An 18,604-nucleotide genomic window follows, 5' to 3' on the forward strand; every position below is an offset into this window, starting at 1 on the left:
TCATCCCTTTCTGTTCTGGCGAGGGCAGTGGCCGTGGCGGTGATGGTGATGGTTGGGCCGGCTACTGGCCTCGCTGGCCCTGGTACGCCTTCATCGCCTTCTCGGCGTCGGCGGTTGCCTGGTCGAGTGCCGCGCCGATCGACTTCTGGCCGGCGAAGGCGGCCTGGATCTGGTTGATGTTGCCGGTGCGGATGGCGGTCATCGCGCCGGTCACGCAGCCGGCCGGTGCCGACACGATCGGGGTGTTCTTGATCTGGGTGGTGAACGTCTGGAAGTTCGGGTTCGCCTTGAGGTACGCCTGCTGGGCGGAGGACGCGTCGGTCTTGGTGTTGACCGGCACATATCCGGTCGCGTGGCTGAACTGCTCCTGAGCGGCGACCGAGGTGAGGAAGGTCTCCAGCTTCCAGCCGGCCACCTTCTGCGCGTCCGTGGCGGTGCTGCTGAGCCAGAGGGCGGAGCCGCCGATGACGGGGCCGGAGCTGCCCTCGGGACCGGTGGTGGGGAACGGCAGGGCCTCGTAGTCGAACGAGGTGCCGCTCTTCAGCGCGCCGAGGGCGCCCGAGCTGTTCAGCAGGAAGGCGACCTTGCCGGCCTGGAAGCCGGAGAGGGCAGCGGAGCCGTCGGGCGCACCGTCCACGGCCACCCCCGTGCGATAGAGGTCCGCCACCTTCGTGATGGCCGACTTGGCCGCGCCGGTGTTGATGGTGATGCCGGAGGCGGCGGTGCCCTTTCGGCCGTTGTCCGGTGTGCAGAAGTCCTGGCCCGCGGTGGCGGCGAGCTGTTCGATGTACCAGTCGTCGTCGGGCATGGTGAAGCCCTTCTGACCGGTCTTCTCGGCCACGGTCCTGGCCGCCGCGACCACGGCGTCCAGCGTGCTGAGGTCGGCGCTCATGGGAATGCCGGCCTTCGCGAGCAGGTCGCGGTTGACCCACAGTGCCGGGGTGGACATGTTCATCGGGACGGCCTGCAACTTGCCGTTGACCGTGTAGTAGTTGCGGCCTGCCGCTGACAGGTCGGCGAGCTTCAGGTCACCGGGGTTGGCCTTGGCCATGTCCGCCGCCGGGATGCTCTTCCTGACGTCGGTCATGAACCCGGTGGCGATGTCACCGGCGACCATGATGGTCGGGGTGGAGTTGCCGCGCAGGCCCGCCGTGTACTTGGCCAGGAGGTCGGCGTAGATGCCCTGGAAGGTGGCCTTGACGTGGATCTTTCCCTTGTTGGCTGCGTTGAACTGGCTGATCAGTTCGTTGAAGGCGACACCGTTGGCGGCACCGAGACCGTGCCAGACCGTGATCTCGGTGACGCCCTTGGCGTTCTTCAGAGCGGACGCGTCGGGTACGGAGGACGCGCTGTCGTTCCCGCTCGAGGTCGAGCTGCAGGCCGCTGAGCCGGCCATGACGGTTACCGCTATGGCCGCAGCCGCGAATCTGTTCTTCATGACGCTTCCTTCGGATCAGTCGGATCAGTGAGGAGGGACGGGCCGGTTCAGCGCAGGACACCGCGGGTCAGGCCGTTGATGAGGAAGCGCTGGGCGAAGATGACGAGGAGGATCGTGGGGACGACCACGAGGACGGCACCCGCGAAGATGACCGCCGGGCTGGCCGCCTCGGAGGCGGAGAGCTGGGAAATGCCGACCTGGATGGTGCGGGCGGCGGCCGTGTCGGTGATCAGCAGCGGCCAGAAGAAGCCGTTCCACGCGGCCAGGGCGCTCCAGATCACCGCGTTGGTGACCTGGGGCCGGCATGCGGGCATGATGATCGTGAACAGGACCCGGAGGTCGCCGGCGCCATCCATCCGTGCCGCCTCCCAGATCTCGGTGGGCACGGCGGCGAACGCCTGACGGAGCAGGAAGACCGGGTATCCCGCTGCCAGGTACGGGATCACGACCCCGAGAATCGTGTTGCGCAGCCCGATCGAGCTGACGAGTTCGTAGTTGGGGATGACGATGCTCTCGGCGGGGATCGCCAGCGTGACAAGGACCAGGACGAAGGCGATCTTCCGGCCCCGCCAGCGCGGGAAGACCAGGGCGTATGCCGCCAGCGCACCGGTCAGCAGCTGCCCGAGCGTCTGCAGTGTGACGACGCCGACGCTCACGAAGTACTCGTGCACCAGCGGGATCGCCGTCAGTGCCTCGTGGAAGTTGCCGAGCGTCACATCGGCGGGGTCGGGAAGGATCCCGCTGCGCGCGAACTCCCCGTTGGGTGTGAAAGCTCCGACGAACGAGACGTACACAGGCAGGAAGACGATCGCCGCGAAGACCAGCACAGCTGCGAACCGGACGATGGCCCACACTCCCGGAACGTGCACTCCGCGCCCGGATCGGGGCGCCGCGACTGCCTCGGGCTCCATCCGTGCCGGCCTGACGTCTGTCGAGATCATGCTGTCTTCTCCCGTCCGAGCAGCCGGAACTGCAGCGCCGTGATCGCGGCGACAATGAGAACGAGAACGACCGCGATGACCGATGCCCGGCCGAAGTCCGGAGTTCCGTTGCCGAAGGCCAACTGGTACATGCGGTAGACCAGGTTGGTCGTGGCTCCCGCGGGTCCGCCCCGGGTCAGCACCTGGATCTGGGCGAACGACTGCAGTCCCGTGATCGTCTGCGTCACCACCAGGAACAGGATGCTCGGCCGCATGACGGGCACGAGGATGCGGGCCGCGAGGCGGAAGCCGCCCGCGCCGTCGAGCTGCGCAGCCTCGATGACCTCCGGCGGCACGTCACGCACAGCTGCCGTCAGCACCAGGAACGCGAACCCGAACTCGTACCAGGCGGTCGCGATGGCGATCGACCACACTGCGGCGACAGGGCTGTCCAGCCAGTGCGGACCGGATACTCCGAGGTTGCCGAGGATGATGTTGAGAACTCCCACCGACGGTGCGAAGAGCCCGGCGAACACCGTCGAAGCCGAGGCCGCGGAGTACGCGAACGGCAGTGAGAAAACCACGTTGAAGATCCCGCCGCCCAGAAGCCGGCCGCGCAGGAGAAGCACCGCGACCAGGGCGCCGAAGGTCGCCAGGAACATGCCCAGCAGGGCGATGACGACCGAGACGACGACCGTGTGCAAAAAATCCGGGTCCGACAGCAACGAGGTGTAGTTGTCGAGGCCGACGAACCGCGTCGGATTCCCGATGAGGTCACTGGCATAGGTACTGAGCTGCACGCTCCGGGCGAGCGGCCTGAAGACAAAGACCGCCAGCAGCGCGGCAGTCGGCAGAACAAGCCACGGGCCGACGCCGTTTCTGCGCCACCCGGCCGCCAGGGAAGACGACGTGTTTGAAGGCATATGAACTCCTCTGCCCGGCGTACAGCATGTCCGCGACGTTACGGGAACGTTCCCGGGCTGGCAATGGCGTGAACGTATCAGAGGCCCGACGACGGGAACAAGCGACGTTCTGGCAAACGGCAGGTTGCGACAATAGTCCGTATCGGCAGCCCGTTGTCCTTGCTGGACAGGGGTGATCCGCGTAACCTGCGGCCGGGAACGCTCCCGGTCCGATGGTGTGCCGGAACCTACGGCCGAACAGGAAAGGGGTGTCCTGTGTCAGACCCCGGTGTCACCCTCGGGCTCGCGCTCAGAATCCTCATCGCGATGGTGCTGGGCGCGGCGATCGGCATGGAGCGGCAGTGGCGCCTGCGCACCGCGGGCATCCGGACCAACGCCCTGGTCTCCGTCGGCGCTTCGCTCTTCGTCGTCATGGGAGCCGTGGGACTCGGCGAGAACCCCGGGGCTGACCCCACGCGCGTGGCGGCTCAGGTCGTGTCCGGGATCGGTTTCCTCGGGGCCGGCGTGATCCTGAGGGACGGGTTCAACATCAGAGGACTGACCACGGCCGCGACCCTGTGGTGCGCGGCGGCGGTCGGCTCTCTGGCCGGAGCCGGGATGGAAGTCATGGCGATCATCGGCTGCGTGGCGATCATCGCCACCAACACCCTCCTGCGGCCCCTGGGTCGATTCGTCAACGGACGCCAACGGCGGCTCGGGGCACCGCTGCAGCAAGCGGACGATGACGACGTACCGACCGACTTCATGCTCGAGGTCGTCACCACCGACAAGAGCGAGCCGCGCATCAGGGCGCTGGTACTGCAGGCGGTCGACCGACCGGAGTACACATTGCGGTCGCTCGACATACGGCCCGGGAAGAGTTCGCAGACGAAGGTCATGGCGGGTGTCTCCGCACAGCACGCCGGAGACACTGCAGGTCTGGAGGTCGCCGTCCAGCGGATCGGTCTGGACCCGAAGGTGACGTCCAGTCGGTGGTGGCCGGCCGAAACCGACGACTGATCGGGCCGGCAGGCCGAGCACCGATCAAGTCGGCCGACGAACCCCGGCCGCTGTCCGGCCTTCGACGAGAGTGCCCCTGAGTTCGACCAGGCGGTCCTGGTCCGTCTTGCCTTCGATTCTGTCGATCAGAAGCTCGATCGAGGTTCTGCCGATGTCCTCCACGGGCTGGCGGAACGTGGTGAGCCCCAGATAAGGGGTGGCCAGCGGGCCGAATCCGTCGTAACCGGTCACCGCGTACTCCTCGGGTGCCGATTCCCCCCGCTGCCGCAGCACTTCCAGGGCGTCGACGGCAGCCGAGTCCGTGGGACACATGATGGCCGTGACCCCGGAGCCGTCGATCCGGTCGGTGATCACCTGGCCCGCCTCTCTGTCCGAGGCGGCCTCCCAGACAACGGCGGTTTTCCCTGCGGCCCGGATGCGTTCGATCATGGAAATGCCCCGGGCGTACTGGCTCAGCGAGTACGAGTGGTCGGTCAGGACCACCGCGATGCGTCCGTGCCCGAGCTGCAGCAGATGGTCTGCCAGCATCGCGCCGCCGTCAGCGTCATCGCAGAACACACTCGTGATGCCGCGACTTGTCTCGCGGCGGCCGGCCACCACGATCGGTACGCGTTCGATGAACGGGACGATCTCTTCCGAGGGCAGCCGAGCCGACGACACGACCAGGCCGTCCACCTGCAAGGAGACGAGGCTTGTCAGCGCACGCAGCGCGTCGGCCACGCCCAGGTCGGCGGCGCTCGTGGCGGTGACGATCTGGTAGCCGCGTTCCTCGGCCGCACGCTGCATCGCAGTCTGCAGCCAGGCGTAGAACGGCCGGGTGACGTCCCGGAGCAGGACACCGACCGTCTTCGTCTGCGAGGCGACAAGCCCACGTGCCATGGCATTGGCCACGTACCCGAGCTTGCGGGCGGCGCGCTCGACCCGGTCCCGGGTCGCGGCGCTCACCTCACCTTGTCCCGAAAGGGCGCGTGACACGGCGGATTTGGACACCCCCGCTTCCGCAGCGATGTCCACAATCGTAGGAGCCTTGCCGCGGGCCCTCGCCATCCGTTCCAGCTCCCCATCACGCTTCGGTCAATGTCGTCCGGGAACGTTCCCTGTCATGACTATAACCGTTGGCCGCGGCACCGAGCCGCGGCGGTTGACCGTGTGGTCGAGCTCGGCCGGTTCATGGCTGATTCGCTGCGGCATGACCTTGCCCCGGTCACGGAAACGCTGTGACCGGGGCAAGGATCAGTTGTCGCGGAGGGTGTCGACCACCGTTAGTTCCGGTACCGGAACACGATCCGGCCGCGCGTCAGGTCGTACGGCGGGAGCTCCACCAGCACCCGGTCCTCCAGCATGATCTTGATGTAGTTCTTGCGGATCTTCCCGCTGATGTGCGCGAGCACCTGGTGGCCGTTCTCGAGCTCCACGGTGAACATGGCGCTGCGCAGGCACTCGACGACCTTGCCCTCGACTTCGATGACGTTCTTGTGCTTTGTCATCGCACCAGCTCCAGGTTGCTGCTCATCGGCCGGGCACCGAGGCTTTTGAACAGCGCCGAGGCCGCGTGGTTGGACTCCTGGACCTCCGTCCAGGCCGCGGCGGCCCCGGAGCGGTGCAGCGTCTCCAGCGTGTGGGCCAGCAGAGCCCGCGCGATGCCGAGGCGCCGCTCGTCGGCCCGGACCGCGATCAGCCCGATGCGCGGCCGGATCACCGTCACCACCCGGATGAGGCCCAGGTAGCGGTCGGGCCCCGCGGCCACCGCGTATTTCGACGGGTCGACGATGGTGTCCCCCTCGGGGCGGGGGATCACCTCCGCAGGCATCGACTGCCACCCGACGGTCGCCTCGACTTCGTCACGGATCGCGCGGTCCACCGCCCGCAGCAGGCCCTCGTCCGCCTGGCCGGCGGGCACGATCGTCACGCCCGCAGGCGGCATGACTGATTCGAGTCCTGTGACCCGTGGGTCGGTCGGCACGACGTACTCCCACTCGCGGCGCCGGACCGTGAATCCGGCCCGCCGCCAGCCTGCCGTCAGCTCGACGTCGGCTTCGTCGACCACCGTGTACAGCGGGGCCGGCAGTTCCGCCAGCATCGCCTCGGCGAGCCGGTCGAAGATGGAGTCGTGCCAGGCGTCGATGCTGACGAACAAGCGTCCGTCGGGCCGGTGCTGTGCTTGCCCGCGGCCGACCACGAGGTCGTCATCCAGTGCATGCCATTGCCTGTCCGCGACGCGCGTGATCATTACCGCGTTCTCGCTCAGGCCAGATGTGAAAGGTGTTGTGTTCATCGGAGTCTCCTCCCAGGAGTGCCTCGATCTCAGGCGCTCCTGGCGACACCGAACGTCAGCCGCCGGACCGTGACGGGTTGAGGGAGCACCCATGGGTAACTGTGTTCACGGGTCTCACCTCCATACGACGACTTCACGGTCCATCAGGAACGTAGCAGCGGGGCGCCGCGTTCCTCCAACCCTTTTTGCAGCCGGGCTGGAGGACTGGTGCGACCTGTCGAATTCCAATGGACGCCGGCGAGAAGAGAATGAGCGGGTGACCTCTCCCGCGCTCGATGTGGACACCTTCCTCAACCAGCCGCTCACCGCGCGCATCGCGACCTATGGCCCGACGGTCCGACCTGTGTGGTTCCTATGGGAGGACGGAGCTTTCTGGGTCCTCACGGGTCCGTGGGCCAGGCTCTTCGATCGCGTCAGGTCGAACCCCGCGGTCGCCCTCGTGGTCGACGTCTGCGACATCGAAAAGGGCCTCGTCCAACAGGTGATCGCCCGTGGTGATGCCGAACTCGTGCCCTTCGACGTACCGCGAGGCCGGCGCAAGCTCATCCGCTACCTCGGCGCGGACGAGTCCCGCTGGGACACACGCTTCTTGCGTTACCTGTACGACGACCCCGAGGTGAGGGGAACGACGTGGTTGCGGCTGGTTCCCGATTCCCTCACCGCACAGGACCTGAGCTATTCCGTTACCGCGTGAGCACGGTCGGGGTCGCCCACGGCGCCTTGGTGAAGGTGCCGCATTCGTCCTCACTGACGCCTGGGTCCGTCAGGCGACGGGCTCCAACCGGACGCAGCACTGGCCCGGGCTGGGCGACAGGCGGGCCGCGTACCCGCTCTCGCTCAGCCCTTGAAGGACACCCCGCAGCAGATGCAGGTTCATCCCGCAGACCGTCTGCGTGTACTCACGGGCCAGGGAGTGGAAGGGACAGTTGCCGAGCACGATGGCGCCTTCTTCGTGCCGCGGCTCGAACCCGTACCGCTCCAGCAGATCGAAAAGACTTCCGCTGCCCGGCTCGCCCAACAGCGTGCCGAGCTCCTCGGCCCTGCGGTGCAGCACCTCCTGCACCGGCGCACCGGTCGCTCCGGATTCCTCCACGGACTGTGCCAGTAGCCGCCCGGCAAGCTCGTAGCGCCTGTCCGGCAGGCTGACCGCGATCTGTTTCGTCGAACGCCGGTAGAGCTTCGCGGGCCGGCCCGCGCCCGGCCCGGCCCGCCCGCTGCGCCGCTCGTAGACCACGTCGAGCAGGGACTCATCGGCCAGGCGGTCGAGATGGAACGCCGCGGTCTGCCGTGCCAGACCCAGCGCGGCGGCCGCCTCGTCCCGTCCGACCGGGCCGGGCTGGCGGACCACATGGTCGTACAGCCGCCTGCGTGTCGGCTCGTCCAGAGCGGCGATGGCGGAGACATCGGCGTCGCGTACTTCCTTCGGGTCGTCCACGAACACCAGTGTAAAACCAACAGCCATTGACTAAAGAAGGGACCCACGCTTCTATAGGTGATGAGAGTTGTCGATAGAAGGAGAGGGCGTCATGACCTCCGCGACCACAAGCACCACATCCTCGGCCGGCCCGCGGCGTGAGCTGCTCGCCGATCCCGGCTATCAGGCGTTCGTGATCCTGCGCACCGCCTTCACAGTGGCGCCGATCCTGTTCGGCCTGGACAAGTTCGCCAACCTGCTCGTGGACTGGCCCGCCTACCTCGCGCCCTGGATCAACGACCTTGTTCCCGGCAGCGCCCAGGCCGCCATGTACGCCGTAGGCGTGATCGAAATCGTCGCCGGCATCGCCGTGGGCCTTGCGCCCCGCTTCGGAGCCTGGCTGGTGGCCGGCTGGCTGGCTGGCATCATCGTCAACCTCCTGACCATCCCCGACTACTACGACATCGCCCTGCGCGACTTCGGGCTCCTGCTCGCCGCCGTCGCCCTCGCCCGTCTCGCCGAGCGCTACCACGGCATGCGGCAGCACTGAACGGGTGCGACTCACTCATCGCCACTGACGGGCGGGCCTCCGAGCCCGCCCGTCACAGCTCGTAGCCATAGCCGAGGCCGAAGCATGAGCATGGCGACTCACATGGGTTCGGACACGCGAGGGCGCGCGGTGCTGCCGTAGCGGGCTGAGCTTTTCGGCGCCCCGCAGACGATGAACCCGGCTCCGCGGACGGCGTACTGGATCCGTCTGCTTCCCGTCGAAGCCGAGCCGCAGGCCCTGCGCGCGGATGGCAGCGGACGGATTCGGAACTCGGCAGGACGAACCGGTCGCAACGGGCCGACGCACGCTCCTTCGCGGCGTACCTCCGGACGGATGGAGCCGCCGTCATGACCTGCGTTCAGATCGCAAGCTGTTCCATGTCGCAGTCGAGCGGGGCGGCACCGTTCTCCCGGCGGGCCAGAAATGCGGTGGGACTCAACGAAATCGGCGTCCGCCGCCGGTGCGCCAGGAGTGCGAGATCAGTACTCCAGCTCGGGTCGGAGAGGGCCGCCTACCGCGTGGAGGTGTCGCAGCACCTGGGCATAGGAATTGAAGAGGCCGGTCTCGTGGTAGGCGATGCCGTGCCGGGCGCAGAAGGCGCGTACGAGTTTCTGGGCGTCGCGCAGGCCGGGCCGCGGCATGGACGGGAACAGGTGGTGCTCGATCTGGTAGTTCAGCCCGCCGAGCGCGAAGTCGGTGAACCGGTGCCCACGGATGTTGCGTGAGGTCAGCACTTGCCGACGCAGGAAGTCGATCTTGTCGTCCTTGGCGAACATGGGCATGCCCTTGTGGTTGGGCGCGAACGAGCACCCCATGTACAGCCCGAACAGTCCTTGGTGCACGGCGAGGAAGACCACGGCCTGGAGGGGGGACAGGACCAGGAACAGCGCGGCGAGGTAGCCGACGAGGTGAGCCGTGAGCAGTCCGGCCTCGGCGAGTTTGGTCGACCGCGAGGTCGTGGTGCCGGTGCGCTCCAGCAGTGCCCGTACGCCGGCGATGTGCAGCGCGAGCCCTTCCAGGAGCAGCATCGGGAAGAACAGCCAGGCCTGGTGACGGGCCAGCCAGGCGTACGCCCCGCTCCGGACCCGGGCCTGGTCCTCGGTGAACGCGATCGCGCCGTCGGCGATGTCGGGGTCGCGGTCGACGTGGTTGGGGTGGGAGTGGTGCCGGTTGTGCTTGGAGATCCACCAGCCGTAGCTCAGCCCGACCAGCAGGTCGGCGTGCACGCGGCCGAGGAGGTTGTTGACGCGCTTGGAGGCAGCGATCTGGTGGTGACCGGCGTCGTGACCGATGAACCCGGTCTGAGTGAACATCACCGCGAGGAAGGCAGCGGTCAGCAGTTGCCACCACGACTGCCCGATCAGGGCGAACGCCGTCCATCCGGCGGCCAGCAGAAGCAGGTTCGCGCCGACCTTGACGGAGTAGTAACCCGGCCGCCGCCTCAGCAGCCCGCTCTGCTTCACCTCGCGGGACAGCGCGGCGTAGTCGCTGCCCCGGCCGCTGGGCGAGTGTTTCGTCGTCCCTGCGGGGTCCGCCGGCTCGGTGCCCCGGTTGACGGTGTCAATGGTCACGGTTTTCCTTTCGAACGCGTGAGGGCCGTCACCGCCGGCGCGGGGGCAGGGCGCCGGGGTGAGAGAAGCCAGTACGGAAGCAGCGCGAGGCAGGCCCGCGGGACGGGCGTGCCTCGGAATTGGGGGCCCTCAGAACGCGCGAAACCGGTCGGCCTGCATGCCCTTCGGGCCCTGGCCGCCGGTGAACCACTCCACGGTTCCTTCTTCAGCTACAACCACCCGCTACAACGACCCGGACGCCGGGCAAGTTCCCGTTTGGGCGGGAAGGGGCGGCTACGCCCGATGGGTCGGCTCGGGGACAGGAGGGGAGTACGGTTGCCCTACCGAGTGCACTTCGTACGCCGCCATCCATTGCGGCGTCGCCCTCGGGGAACGGCAAAGGCTGGAGTGCATCGCATACAGCCGGAAGAGAGCCGCACCCGTATGAGTCTGATGAGCCTCGGAGTACTCGCCTCCTCCCGCAAGGAGAACGAGTTCCGGCTGCCCTTGCACCCTGCCCACCTCGAACGGATCGCCCCGGACATTCGCGGAAGAATCTTCCTCGAACAGGGGTACGGCGAGCGGTTCGGCGTCACCGACGACGCGCTGCTACCGCTCGTGGCGGGCCTGCGTTCCCGCGAGCGACTCCTCGCCGAGAGCGACATCGTGCTGCTGCCCAAACCGACGCACGACGACATCGCCGCGCTGCGCGAGGGGCAGGTGCTGTGGGGATGGCCGCACTGCGTGCAGGACGAGAAGATGACCCAGCTGGGCATCGACCGACGGCTGACATTGATCGCCTGGGAGGCCATGAACCACTGGACCTCCACGGGCGCCTTCAGCGTCCATGTGTTCCACAAGAACAACGAGCTGGCAGGTTACTGCTCGGTCCTGCACGCCCTGCAGCTCGGCGGACTGACCGGACACTACGGCCGCCGCCTGCGCGCGGTGGTCATCAGCTTCGGCGCCACGGCGCGCGGAGCGGTCACGGGACTGGGCGCCATGGGGGTCACCGACGTCACGGTGCTCACCCAGCGTGCCGCCGCGGCGGTGGCCTCGCCGATGCCCTCGGTCGTGATGGCCCACTTCGAGGAGCAGGAGGACGATCCGTCGCGCCTGCGGGCGGTCACCGCGGCCGGTTCCATGCCGCTGGCGGAGTACCTGGCGGAGTTCGACGTCATCGTCAACTGCGTCCTCCAGGACACCGACGCTCCGCTCACCTTCGTCACCGACGAGGAACTGACCCTGTTCCGGCCGGGCACTTTCTTCGTCGACGTCTCCTGCGACGAGGGCATGGGCTTCACGTGGGCCCGCCCGACGACCTTCGGCGCGCCCATGTTCACGGTGGGTCCGGGCTGCCACTACTACGCGGTGGATCACAGCCCGTCCCACCTGTGGAACTCCGCCACCTGGGAGATCAGCGAGGCGCTCCTTCCCTACCTGCGCAAGGTCATGAGCGGCCCTACGGCATGGGACACCGACGTCACGATCACCAAGGCCACCGAGATGCGCGACGGCGTCGTCCAGAACCCGAAGATCCTCTCCTTCCAGCACCGGGCGGCCGCCTACCCCCACCGCCACGAGACCCCGGTCCTGGCTGCACCTGCGGCGACGAGCTCGTCCACCCGGCTGACCTGACGCGGCACCGGGTCGACGGCCGACATCCAACTGCCCCCCATACAGGTGCAGTTGGTCAAGGCTGTCACGGCGACCGGGGTCGTAGGAGCGGGCCTGCCGTAGCGACGGGCTCAACGCGGGCGACAGGAAGAACGTACGGTTGGTCACCTGCTCGTTCCCGCGCGCTGCCGTCACTCTCGGCCTCCGGGCCCGCCCGCCGACGCGGCGGAACCGGGCGGGCCCGGAGGATAGGCGGGTGTCACACGGTCGCGCAGTCGGTGCCGTTGAGCGTGAAGGTGGAGGGCTTCGCAACGGTTCCGCCGGCGGTGCCCTGGAACCCGAAGGTTGCCCGGCCGCCGACCGTCAGCTCGCTGTTGTGGCTCACGTTGCTCGCCGTGACCGCTCCTGACGACCCGGAGAGGTTGGCGTTCCAGGCGTTGGTGATCTGCTGCCCGGAGGGGAGGGTGAACGCGAGCTTCCAGCCGCTGACGGGGGAGGCGCCGGTGTTGGTGATCGTTACGTCCGCGGTGAAGCCGCCCTGCCAGGAGCTCGTCCCGTAGGCCACCGTGCAGGCCGTAGAGCCTCCCGGGGTGCCCGGGCCGCCGGAGGTGCCCTTGTTGACGGTGGAGGAGAACGAGGTCACGGCGAGACCGGCGCCGTTCTGCCAGGGCTCGAAGCCCGCCTGAACGCTCGTCAGGTACCAGTTGTTCTGGGCGATTCCCCGGGAGACGGCCTGCCGGGCGAAGTCCATGACGTCGAAGTTCCAGCTGGTGATCGCCGACGGTGCGACGAAGGACAGTACGTCGTTGGAGCCGTTGTTGCCCGACCAGACCTGCCAGTCGCGCCCGCCCACGTTGGCGTTGCCGACCGGGGAGCCGATGGGCTGGACTGATCCGACCTTGTTGAACCAGATCATGATCTCGGTTCGGTTCACGCCATCGGTGCGGGGCGTGGGGTCGAGCCAGATGTCGTACGCGGCGTCGTACACCGCGCCGTTGACGTAGTTGAAGGAGACGCTCGAGGGCGCGGTCGAGATGGCGCTGAGCTGAGCGGGAAGGTTGGTGCCGGGAGAGCAGTTGGTGTAGTGGCAGCCGTTGTAGAGGGACGGGTAGGACTTCGGGGCGCCGTTCGTCGGGACGGATCCGTCGGCCTGGGTGATCCTGAATCCCGAGTCGGTCGCGGTGATGCACTGAGTGGCGCTGGTGCCCCAGCGGTTGTTCTGGACCACGTATCGCCCCTGGATGGTCGTCGTACCGAAGGGCTGGCAGATCGTGGTGTCGGCCTGCGTGACGGGGGCGGTGGTCAGCAGCGCGCCGAGCGAGACGAGCGAGGTGAGCAGCGCGCCGAGCAGGCCACGCGCGCGGCGGGCATGGAGCCGTGAAGGACGCATGCGGATCCTCTTCGAGGTGGGGGAGAGGTGACGGGGAAGTGCTCCCATGACCTAGCGAATGGGAGCGCTCCCAATTCTGGGTTCGCCAGGACTGTAGGGAGGGTTCAGGTCCATGACAAGGCTGTCGGCAGGAACAAGTTGAACCGATTCGGGGAGCCTCAGGTCAGACGGGGCTGCGAGACACGGCACCCGACTCCGGGCCTCTCCCCGGCAGTTGTGCGGGCGCGTCAGGTCGACTCGCGGACGACCAGCTCGGTACGGAGGATGACATGTCGCCAGGCCACGGCGCCCTCCTCCATCTCCTCCAGGAGCAGCCGGATCATGGCCCGCCCGACCTCCTCGATCGGCTGACGCACCGTGGTCAGCCGTGGTTCGGTCCGCTGAGCCAGCGGAAAGTCGTCGAAGCCGATCACGGCGACGTCCTCGGGCACCCGGCGTCCGGCCGTGCGCAGGGCCTCCAGGGCCCCCGCGGCTGTGGTGTCCGACGCGGCGAGAACGCCGTCGATGTCCGGATGCCGTTCGAGGAGCTCCGCCATGGCGAGCCGTCCGCTCTCCGCCGTGAAGTCGCTTTCGGCGACGCGGGTCCGCTCGACCTTCAGCCCCGCCAGCGCCAGGGCCTCTTCGTAGCCGCGCAGCCGGCACTGGGCGGCATGCAGGTCGAGCGGCCCGGTGATGGTGGCTATGACCCTGCGGCCCCGTTGCACAAGGTGGGAGACGGCGCTGCGCGCTCCGCCGACGTTGTCCATGTCGACGTAGCTGACGTACTCGTCGCCGGAGCGGCGCCCCAGCAGCACCGTCGGCAGCCGGGCCTCGGCGAGCATGTCCGGCAGCGGATCACCGGCGTGCACGGACATCAGCAGGACGCCGTCGACCCGGCCGCCGCGCGCGTACTCGAGGAAACGCTGTCGTTCGGCGTCCGAGCGGACCAGGGTCAGCATCAGCTGCATTCCGGTGTCGGTCAGGGCGTCCCCGAGCGAGGTGACGATCTCGGAGAAGAAGGGCTCCGCGAACTGCCGCCAGTCCGGCTCCGTCATGACCAGGGCTACGGCGTCGGCCCGCCGCCCGGCCAGGGAACGGGCCGCGAGATTGGGCACATACCCGAGTTCGTCGATGGCCTGCTGCACGGCCCGACGTGTCGACTCCTTGACGCCCGCGGCGTTGTTGATGACGCGGGAGACCGTGCCTCGCCCCACCCTTGCGTGTGCGGCCACCTCTTCCAGCGTCGGTGCCTCCGGGCGTCGCCTGCCCATGCCACCTCCCCCAAGAGATCACAGATCTTAGCCGCCGAAGGGGATCGCGCACATGAGACTTCACCAGGGGTGTGGATACGGACGGTCATCCTGCCGCCCATGGTTGGGAGCGCTCCCGAACCGGCTGAAGCAACGGGGGACGGCAACGGAACCGCCCCTCAAGGAGGCATCTGCCGAAGGGAGGAGTTGCTCGAGGCACCTCCCGGCCGGACTCCTCGTCCAACAGGCAGGGCCCGGTCGGTCATGCTGCGTCAGGAAGGGGTCGTCGGGCGACCTCGTGGGCGTCGTCGGAGGGTACGCCCAGCATGCGCAGGACCATCTCGGCCAGGTTCACCGCGGCTTCGTCACCGTCCAGGTCGGGGCGGGCGAACCGCAGCTCCACCAGGGACAGCAGGGTTCCGCCCAGTGCGGAGAGGGCGACCGCGGGGTCGAGGGCGGTGAAGCGGCCGGAGGCCATGCCGACTTCGAGGTCACGCAGTGCCCGCCGGACCAGGCCGTTGTCCGAGTGGAGGTGTCCGAGGCCGCGACGGCGCAGGACCTGCATCAGCTCCGGGTGCGAGTCGGCCATACGGGCGCTGAGCCGGAAGCCCGCCGCGACGAGTTCGGCCGGGTCGTCGACGCCGGTCAGGCGCTCGTCGAAGCTCTGGCCGAACTCCTCCAGGGCGTCCACCACGGCCGCCTCGAACAGCTCGGTCTTCGACTGGAAGTGGTTGTAGAAGGAGCCGAAGCCGACGTCGGCGCGCTCCGCGATCGCCTGGATGCTGACGCCGGTGTCCCCGGTCTCGGCGAGTATCTGCCGGGCCGCGCGAATGAGGGTGCCACGGGTTTCGGCGCGGCGCCGCTCGAACCGGTTGCTGGGCGGGGTCGGGCGATCTGGCTGTAGCCGATCAGCCCGAGGGTGGCTCCGTGCACGTCGAGTCCGAGGAAGGCGTCCATGCGGAAGGCGCCCCATGCACCGCGGCGCAGCGCGTCAGTGGCGGCGGGCAGGCGACGTCGGGCCATAAGGATGAGCGCCATCGCGACGTCGGCGGTGGTGTCGGCGAGCACCTCAGGGGTGTGGGTGACGACGACGCCCCGTGCCGCCGCGGCTGCGACGTCGACACCGTCGTAGCCCATTGACGCGAGAGCGACGACCCGCAGGCCGGGCCCCGCCGCGTCGAGCAGCGCCGCGTCGACGCGGTCGGCGCCCAGGACGAGCAGGCCCTCGCAGCCCCGGACCAGCCCGGCCAGCTCGGCGGCCGTCGGCGGTGCGGTTCCCGCCCAGGCGGTGACGTCACAGCGGGCGGAGAGGCGCTCGACGCCCTCTCCCGGAAGGCCGTTGCGGCTGGCCGCCACGCGGGGGGCGGCGGGAGGATGTGCCCGACATGCGGAACTCCGTTTCGGGTGGCGGGATCAGGAGCACGCGGGAGAAGGCGACGCGCCGTCAGAGCGATGTCGGCTCGCCGAAGTCGAGCAGCACCTTGCACGAGCGGGCGGGGTCGGCCGCGAGCTCGAACGCCTTCTGGGTGTCGGTTACCGGGACCACGGAAGTGACCACCGGCTCGACGGCCAGGCGGCCGTCGGACAGGGCGTGCAGGACCTCGGTGAGCTCGGTGTCGAAACGGAAGGAGCCGACGAGGCGCAGTTCCCGGGTGATCAGGGCGTTGGCCGCCACCGGAGTGTCCCCGGGCGGCAGCAGGCCGAGGCCCACCACGAGGCCTCCCCGGTCGACCCCGTACACGCAGGTGCGCAGGCCCGCGGGACTGCCCGAGGACTCGATGGCGATGTCCGCGGCGAGTTCCTCAAGGTGGTCGGCTCCGACGCCGACCCGTACGGCCGAGGTGGCCCCCACCTGCTTGGCCACGGCCAGCGGCGCTTCGTGCATGTCGGTCACGGTGATGTCGGTCGCGCCCGCGGCCCGCAGCGAGGCGACCACCAGACAACCGATGGGGCCCGCGCCGGTGACCAGCACTCGCTTCCCCCGTACGTCTCCGGCCTGCCGTACGGCGTGCCACGCGACCGCGGCGGGCTCGGCCACCGCGGCCAGCCGCAGATCCAGGCCCTCCGGCAGCGTGAGCACCCGTTCCGCGGGGACGACGAGGACGTCGGCGAAGCCGCCCTGTACATGGGGGTTCCTGGCGGCGCTGCCCAGATAGCCCGTGTCCAGGCATGTGTTGCGTCGACCCGCGTGGCACTGCCGGCACCGTCCGCAGGAATCCAGTGGGTGTACGGCCACCGGGGTCCCCGGCGGCGGCGCCTGGACGCCGGGACCCGCCTCGCGCACCCGGCCCACGATCTCGTGGCCGAGCACCAGTGGTTCGCGGAGCCGGAACTCCCCGACGGCTCCGTGGCGCCAGTAGTGCAGGTCGGAGCCGCAGATACCGCCGTACTGGACGTCGACCGCCACCTCGCCCGGGCCGGGCACCGGTACCGGACGCTCCTCCAGGCGGAGGTCTCCCGCACCATGCGCCACCACGGCTCGCATCGTCGCTGAGTCCATGTGCTCGTCCCGCTCTCTGCCGAACTCTTCGGCTGCTTCGGTTGGTTGCGTGTCTGCGTGCTGTGGCCGGCCGTGAGGGTCGTGGATCGCAGTGCGTTCAGACGACCGCGGTCAGTCCGCCGTCGACGGCGATGACCTGACCGTTGACGAAGTCCGACGCAGGGGCCGCGAGCCACACCAGCGTGCCGACCAGGTCCTCGACCGTGGCCCAGCGGCCGGCCGGGGTGCGGCCTCGGATCCAAGTGTCGAAGGCCGGGTCGTCCACCAGGGGCCTGGTCAGCTCCGTGACCACGTAGCCGGGGGCGAGTGCGTTGACGGTCAGTCCGGATCCGGCCCACTCCGCGCACATGCTGCGCGTCAGCATCGCCAGGCCCCCCTTGGAGGCCGCGTAAGCGGCGATGCCCGGCCGGGCGAGCCACGTCTGGACGGAGCAGATGTTGACGATCTTTCCGTGGCCGCGCTCGACCATGGCGGCGGCCACCGTGCGGCCGACCAGGAAGGCGCTGGTGAGGTTGGTCTGCAGCAGCCGTTCGAAGTTCTCTGCCGAGACCTCCAGCAGCGGCTCGCGGTGCTGCACGCCGGTGTTGTTGACGAGGATGTCCACAGGGCCCAGGTCGTCCTCGATCTCCCGGACCGCGCGTCGTACGGCCGTCTCGTCGGTGACGTCGAAGGCCGCCGTGTGGACCTTGGCCCCGGTCTTCTCGGCCAGTTCCTGCCGCGCGCGCTCCAGCGCACCTACGTCGCGGCCGTTGAGGACGAGTTCGGCGCCCGCCTCGGCCAGTCCGGCGGCGAGGGCGGCTCCGATGCCTTTGCTGGAGCCGGTCACCAGGGCGCGGCGGCCGGTGAGGTCGAACAGTGCGGGAGCCTTCACGGCCGTACCTCCAGAGGAGCGTAGTAGTGCATCAGCGCGGCGTTGTCGGCGTCGCCGTGGCCGGCGGCGGTGAGCCAGCGGTGCAGCTCGGCGACAGCGGTGGTGACGGGCATGGGCACGCCTGCGGAGCGTGCGTGGTCGCGCGCGGCGTCGAGATCCTTGACCATGTTGCTGATCCGTCCGGTGGGGGAGAGGTCGGCGTCGGCGAACTTCACGAAGAACTCTTGCAGGAGCGCGGAGTCGGCTCTGCCTCCGGTGAGCGCGGCGAGTACCTGCCGGGGCGGAAGGCCGGCCGCCCGCACCAGGGCGGCTGCCTCGGCGAGTGCGGCGAATCCGCAGCCGACCAGCACCTGGTTGACGGCCTTGACCAGCTGGCCGGCACCGGCGGGGCCGAGATGCGTCAGCCGGGAGGCCAGCAACCCGAGGACGGGGAGGGCGCGTTCGACGTGCTCCGCTTCGCCGCCCAGCATCAGCGTCAGCTCACCGCGCTCGACGGCCGGTGCGCCGCCGGACAGCGGGGCGTCGACCCAGCCGGCGCCCAGTTTTGCGGCACGTTCGGCGAACTCGCGCGTGCGGCCGGGCTCGATGCTCGACATGTCGATCACCAGCACGCCGTCCGGTGCCCCGGTCAGGATCCCGCCCGGTCCGAAGACCGCCTGTTCCACGATCCGCGCGGTGTTGAGGGAGAGGAGCACCACTCCCGAGGGGGAAAGCCGGTCCGGTGACTGCGCCGTGGCGGCCCCCTCCCGGGCGAGTTCGGCGACGGCCTCCGGCCTGATGTCGTAGACGCGCACCGCGTGCTCGCAGTCGAGCAGCCGTCGCGCGATGGCGGAGCCCATGACTCCGAGCCCGGCCACGCCGACCTCTGTATCTCCTGACACCTGACCTCCTGAACGATTGCCGACCAGTTCCTCCACGCGTCCTAGGC

Annotated in this window: 18 protein-coding genes and 1 pseudogene; 4 read left to right on the forward strand and 15 right to left on the reverse strand. The window is 68.9% G+C overall.

The window, feature by feature from the left end; translation table 11 throughout:
• Positions 1–61 precede the first annotated feature (61 nt).
• From BFN33_RS11920 to BFN33_RS11930, 3 genes are read right to left on the reverse strand one after another with little or no spacing between them, the layout of a single operon-like run.
• Positions 62–1,438 carry an extracellular solute-binding protein gene (locus tag BFN33_RS11920; RefSeq protein ID WP_069759922.1) on the reverse strand — a complete coding sequence of 459 codons (1,377 nt, stop codon included), beginning with the start codon at positions 1,436–1,438 and terminating at the stop codon, positions 62–64.
• Between the two features lie 47 nt (positions 1,439–1,485).
• Positions 1,486–2,379, reverse strand: a complete 894-nt coding sequence (locus BFN33_RS11925) for a carbohydrate ABC transporter permease (RefSeq protein ID WP_079140773.1) — start codon at positions 2,377–2,379, stop codon at positions 1,486–1,488.
• Positions 2,376–3,281, reverse strand: a complete 906-nt coding sequence (locus BFN33_RS11930; RefSeq protein WP_069759923.1) for a carbohydrate ABC transporter permease — start codon at positions 3,279–3,281, stop codon at positions 2,376–2,378. The genes BFN33_RS11925 and BFN33_RS11930 overlap by 4 nt, the downstream gene beginning before the upstream one ends.
• Positions 3,282–3,536: 255 nt before the next feature.
• Between BFN33_RS11930 and BFN33_RS11935 the strand changes: the two genes are divergently transcribed.
• Positions 3,537–4,280, forward strand: coding sequence for an MgtC/SapB family protein (locus BFN33_RS11935; RefSeq protein ID WP_218108972.1), 744 nt, complete (start codon positions 3,537–3,539; stop codon positions 4,278–4,280).
• A gap of 24 nt (positions 4,281–4,304) precedes the next feature.
• On the opposite strand, the gene BFN33_RS11940 is transcribed toward BFN33_RS11935, so the two are convergent.
• From BFN33_RS11940 to BFN33_RS11950, 3 genes are all read right to left on the reverse strand, one after another.
• Positions 4,305–5,327 (reverse strand): LacI family DNA-binding transcriptional regulator, encoded by a 1,023-nt coding sequence (locus BFN33_RS11940; RefSeq protein ID WP_069759924.1) that lies wholly within the window; start codon positions 5,325–5,327, stop codon positions 4,305–4,307.
• A gap of 215 nt (positions 5,328–5,542) precedes the next feature.
• Entirely contained in the window at positions 5,543–5,767 is a 225-nt protein-coding gene (infA, locus tag BFN33_RS11945) for a translation initiation factor IF-1 (RefSeq protein ID WP_069759925.1), read from the reverse strand.
• Entirely contained in the window at positions 5,764–6,555 is a 792-nt protein-coding gene (locus BFN33_RS11950; RefSeq protein WP_069759926.1) for an N-acetyltransferase, read from the reverse strand. Before BFN33_RS11950 ends, infA begins: the two co-directional genes overlap by 4 nt.
• 256 nt (positions 6,556–6,811) lie before the next feature.
• Here BFN33_RS11950 and BFN33_RS11955 point away from each other — a divergent pair, with 256 nt between their 5' ends.
• Entirely contained in the window at positions 6,812–7,249 is a 438-nt protein-coding gene (locus tag BFN33_RS11955) for a pyridoxamine 5'-phosphate oxidase family protein (RefSeq protein WP_069759927.1), read from the forward strand.
• Positions 7,250–7,318: 69 nt separating this feature from the next.
• Here the strand turns inward: BFN33_RS11955 and BFN33_RS11960 are convergent, their stop codons facing one another.
• Positions 7,319–7,996 (reverse strand): metalloregulator ArsR/SmtB family transcription factor, encoded by a 678-nt coding sequence (locus BFN33_RS11960; RefSeq protein ID WP_069759928.1) that lies wholly within the window; start codon positions 7,994–7,996, stop codon positions 7,319–7,321.
• An 85-nt stretch (positions 7,997–8,081) separates the two neighbouring features.
• Here BFN33_RS11960 and BFN33_RS11965 point away from each other — a divergent pair, with 85 nt between their 5' ends.
• Positions 8,082–8,519 (forward strand): DoxX family membrane protein, encoded by a 438-nt coding sequence (locus BFN33_RS11965; protein ID WP_069759929.1) that lies wholly within the window; start codon positions 8,082–8,084, stop codon positions 8,517–8,519.
• 479 nt (positions 8,520–8,998) lie between these two features.
• Here the strand turns inward: BFN33_RS11965 and BFN33_RS11970 are convergent, their stop codons facing one another.
• On the reverse strand, positions 8,999–10,084 hold the full coding sequence (locus BFN33_RS11970; protein ID WP_370743279.1) for a fatty acid desaturase: 1,086 nt from the start codon (positions 10,082–10,084) through the stop codon (positions 8,999–9,001).
• 429 nt (positions 10,085–10,513) lie between these two features.
• Here BFN33_RS11970 and BFN33_RS11975 point away from each other — a divergent pair, with 429 nt between their 5' ends.
• Positions 10,514–11,707: a N(5)-(carboxyethyl)ornithine synthase gene (locus BFN33_RS11975; RefSeq protein ID WP_069759930.1), complete on the forward strand. Its 1,194-nt coding sequence runs from the start codon at positions 10,514–10,516 to the stop codon at positions 11,705–11,707.
• Positions 11,708–11,945: 238 nt separating this feature from the next.
• Here the strand turns inward: BFN33_RS11975 and BFN33_RS11980 are convergent, their stop codons facing one another.
• The 7 genes and pseudogenes from BFN33_RS11980 to BFN33_RS12005 form a co-directional block, all read right to left on the reverse strand.
• Entirely contained in the window at positions 11,946–13,076 is a 1,131-nt protein-coding gene (locus BFN33_RS11980; protein ID WP_069759931.1) for a cellulose binding domain-containing protein, read from the reverse strand.
• Between the two features lie 227 nt (positions 13,077–13,303).
• Positions 13,304–14,326 (reverse strand): LacI family DNA-binding transcriptional regulator, encoded by a 1,023-nt coding sequence (locus BFN33_RS11985; RefSeq protein ID WP_069759932.1) that lies wholly within the window; start codon positions 14,324–14,326, stop codon positions 13,304–13,306.
• Between the two features lie 241 nt (positions 14,327–14,567).
• Entirely contained in the window at positions 14,568–15,137 is a 570-nt protein-coding gene (locus BFN33_RS11990) for a TetR/AcrR family transcriptional regulator (RefSeq protein WP_069760247.1), read from the reverse strand.
• A 107-nt stretch (positions 15,138–15,244) separates the two neighbouring features.
• Positions 15,245–15,661, reverse strand: a pseudogene (locus tag BFN33_RS49665) (D-glycerate dehydrogenase); the annotation flags it as partial.
• A gap of 88 nt (positions 15,662–15,749) precedes the next feature.
• A complete protein-coding gene (locus tag BFN33_RS11995; RefSeq protein WP_069759933.1) occupies positions 15,750–16,805 on the reverse strand; it encodes an L-idonate 5-dehydrogenase in 1,056 nt (351 codons plus the stop codon).
• A 97-nt stretch (positions 16,806–16,902) separates the two neighbouring features.
• Entirely contained in the window at positions 16,903–17,676 is a 774-nt protein-coding gene (locus BFN33_RS12000; RefSeq protein WP_069759934.1) for an SDR family oxidoreductase, read from the reverse strand.
• Positions 17,673–18,557 (reverse strand): NAD(P)-dependent oxidoreductase, encoded by an 885-nt coding sequence (locus BFN33_RS12005; RefSeq protein ID WP_256122726.1) that lies wholly within the window; start codon positions 18,555–18,557, stop codon positions 17,673–17,675. The genes BFN33_RS12000 and BFN33_RS12005 overlap by 4 nt, the downstream gene beginning before the upstream one ends.
• Positions 18,558–18,604 lie beyond the last annotated feature (47 nt).

Source organism: Streptomyces sp. LUP47B (genome assembly GCF_001746295.1).
Lineage (GTDB): Bacteria > Actinomycetota > Actinomycetes > Streptomycetales > Streptomycetaceae > Streptomyces.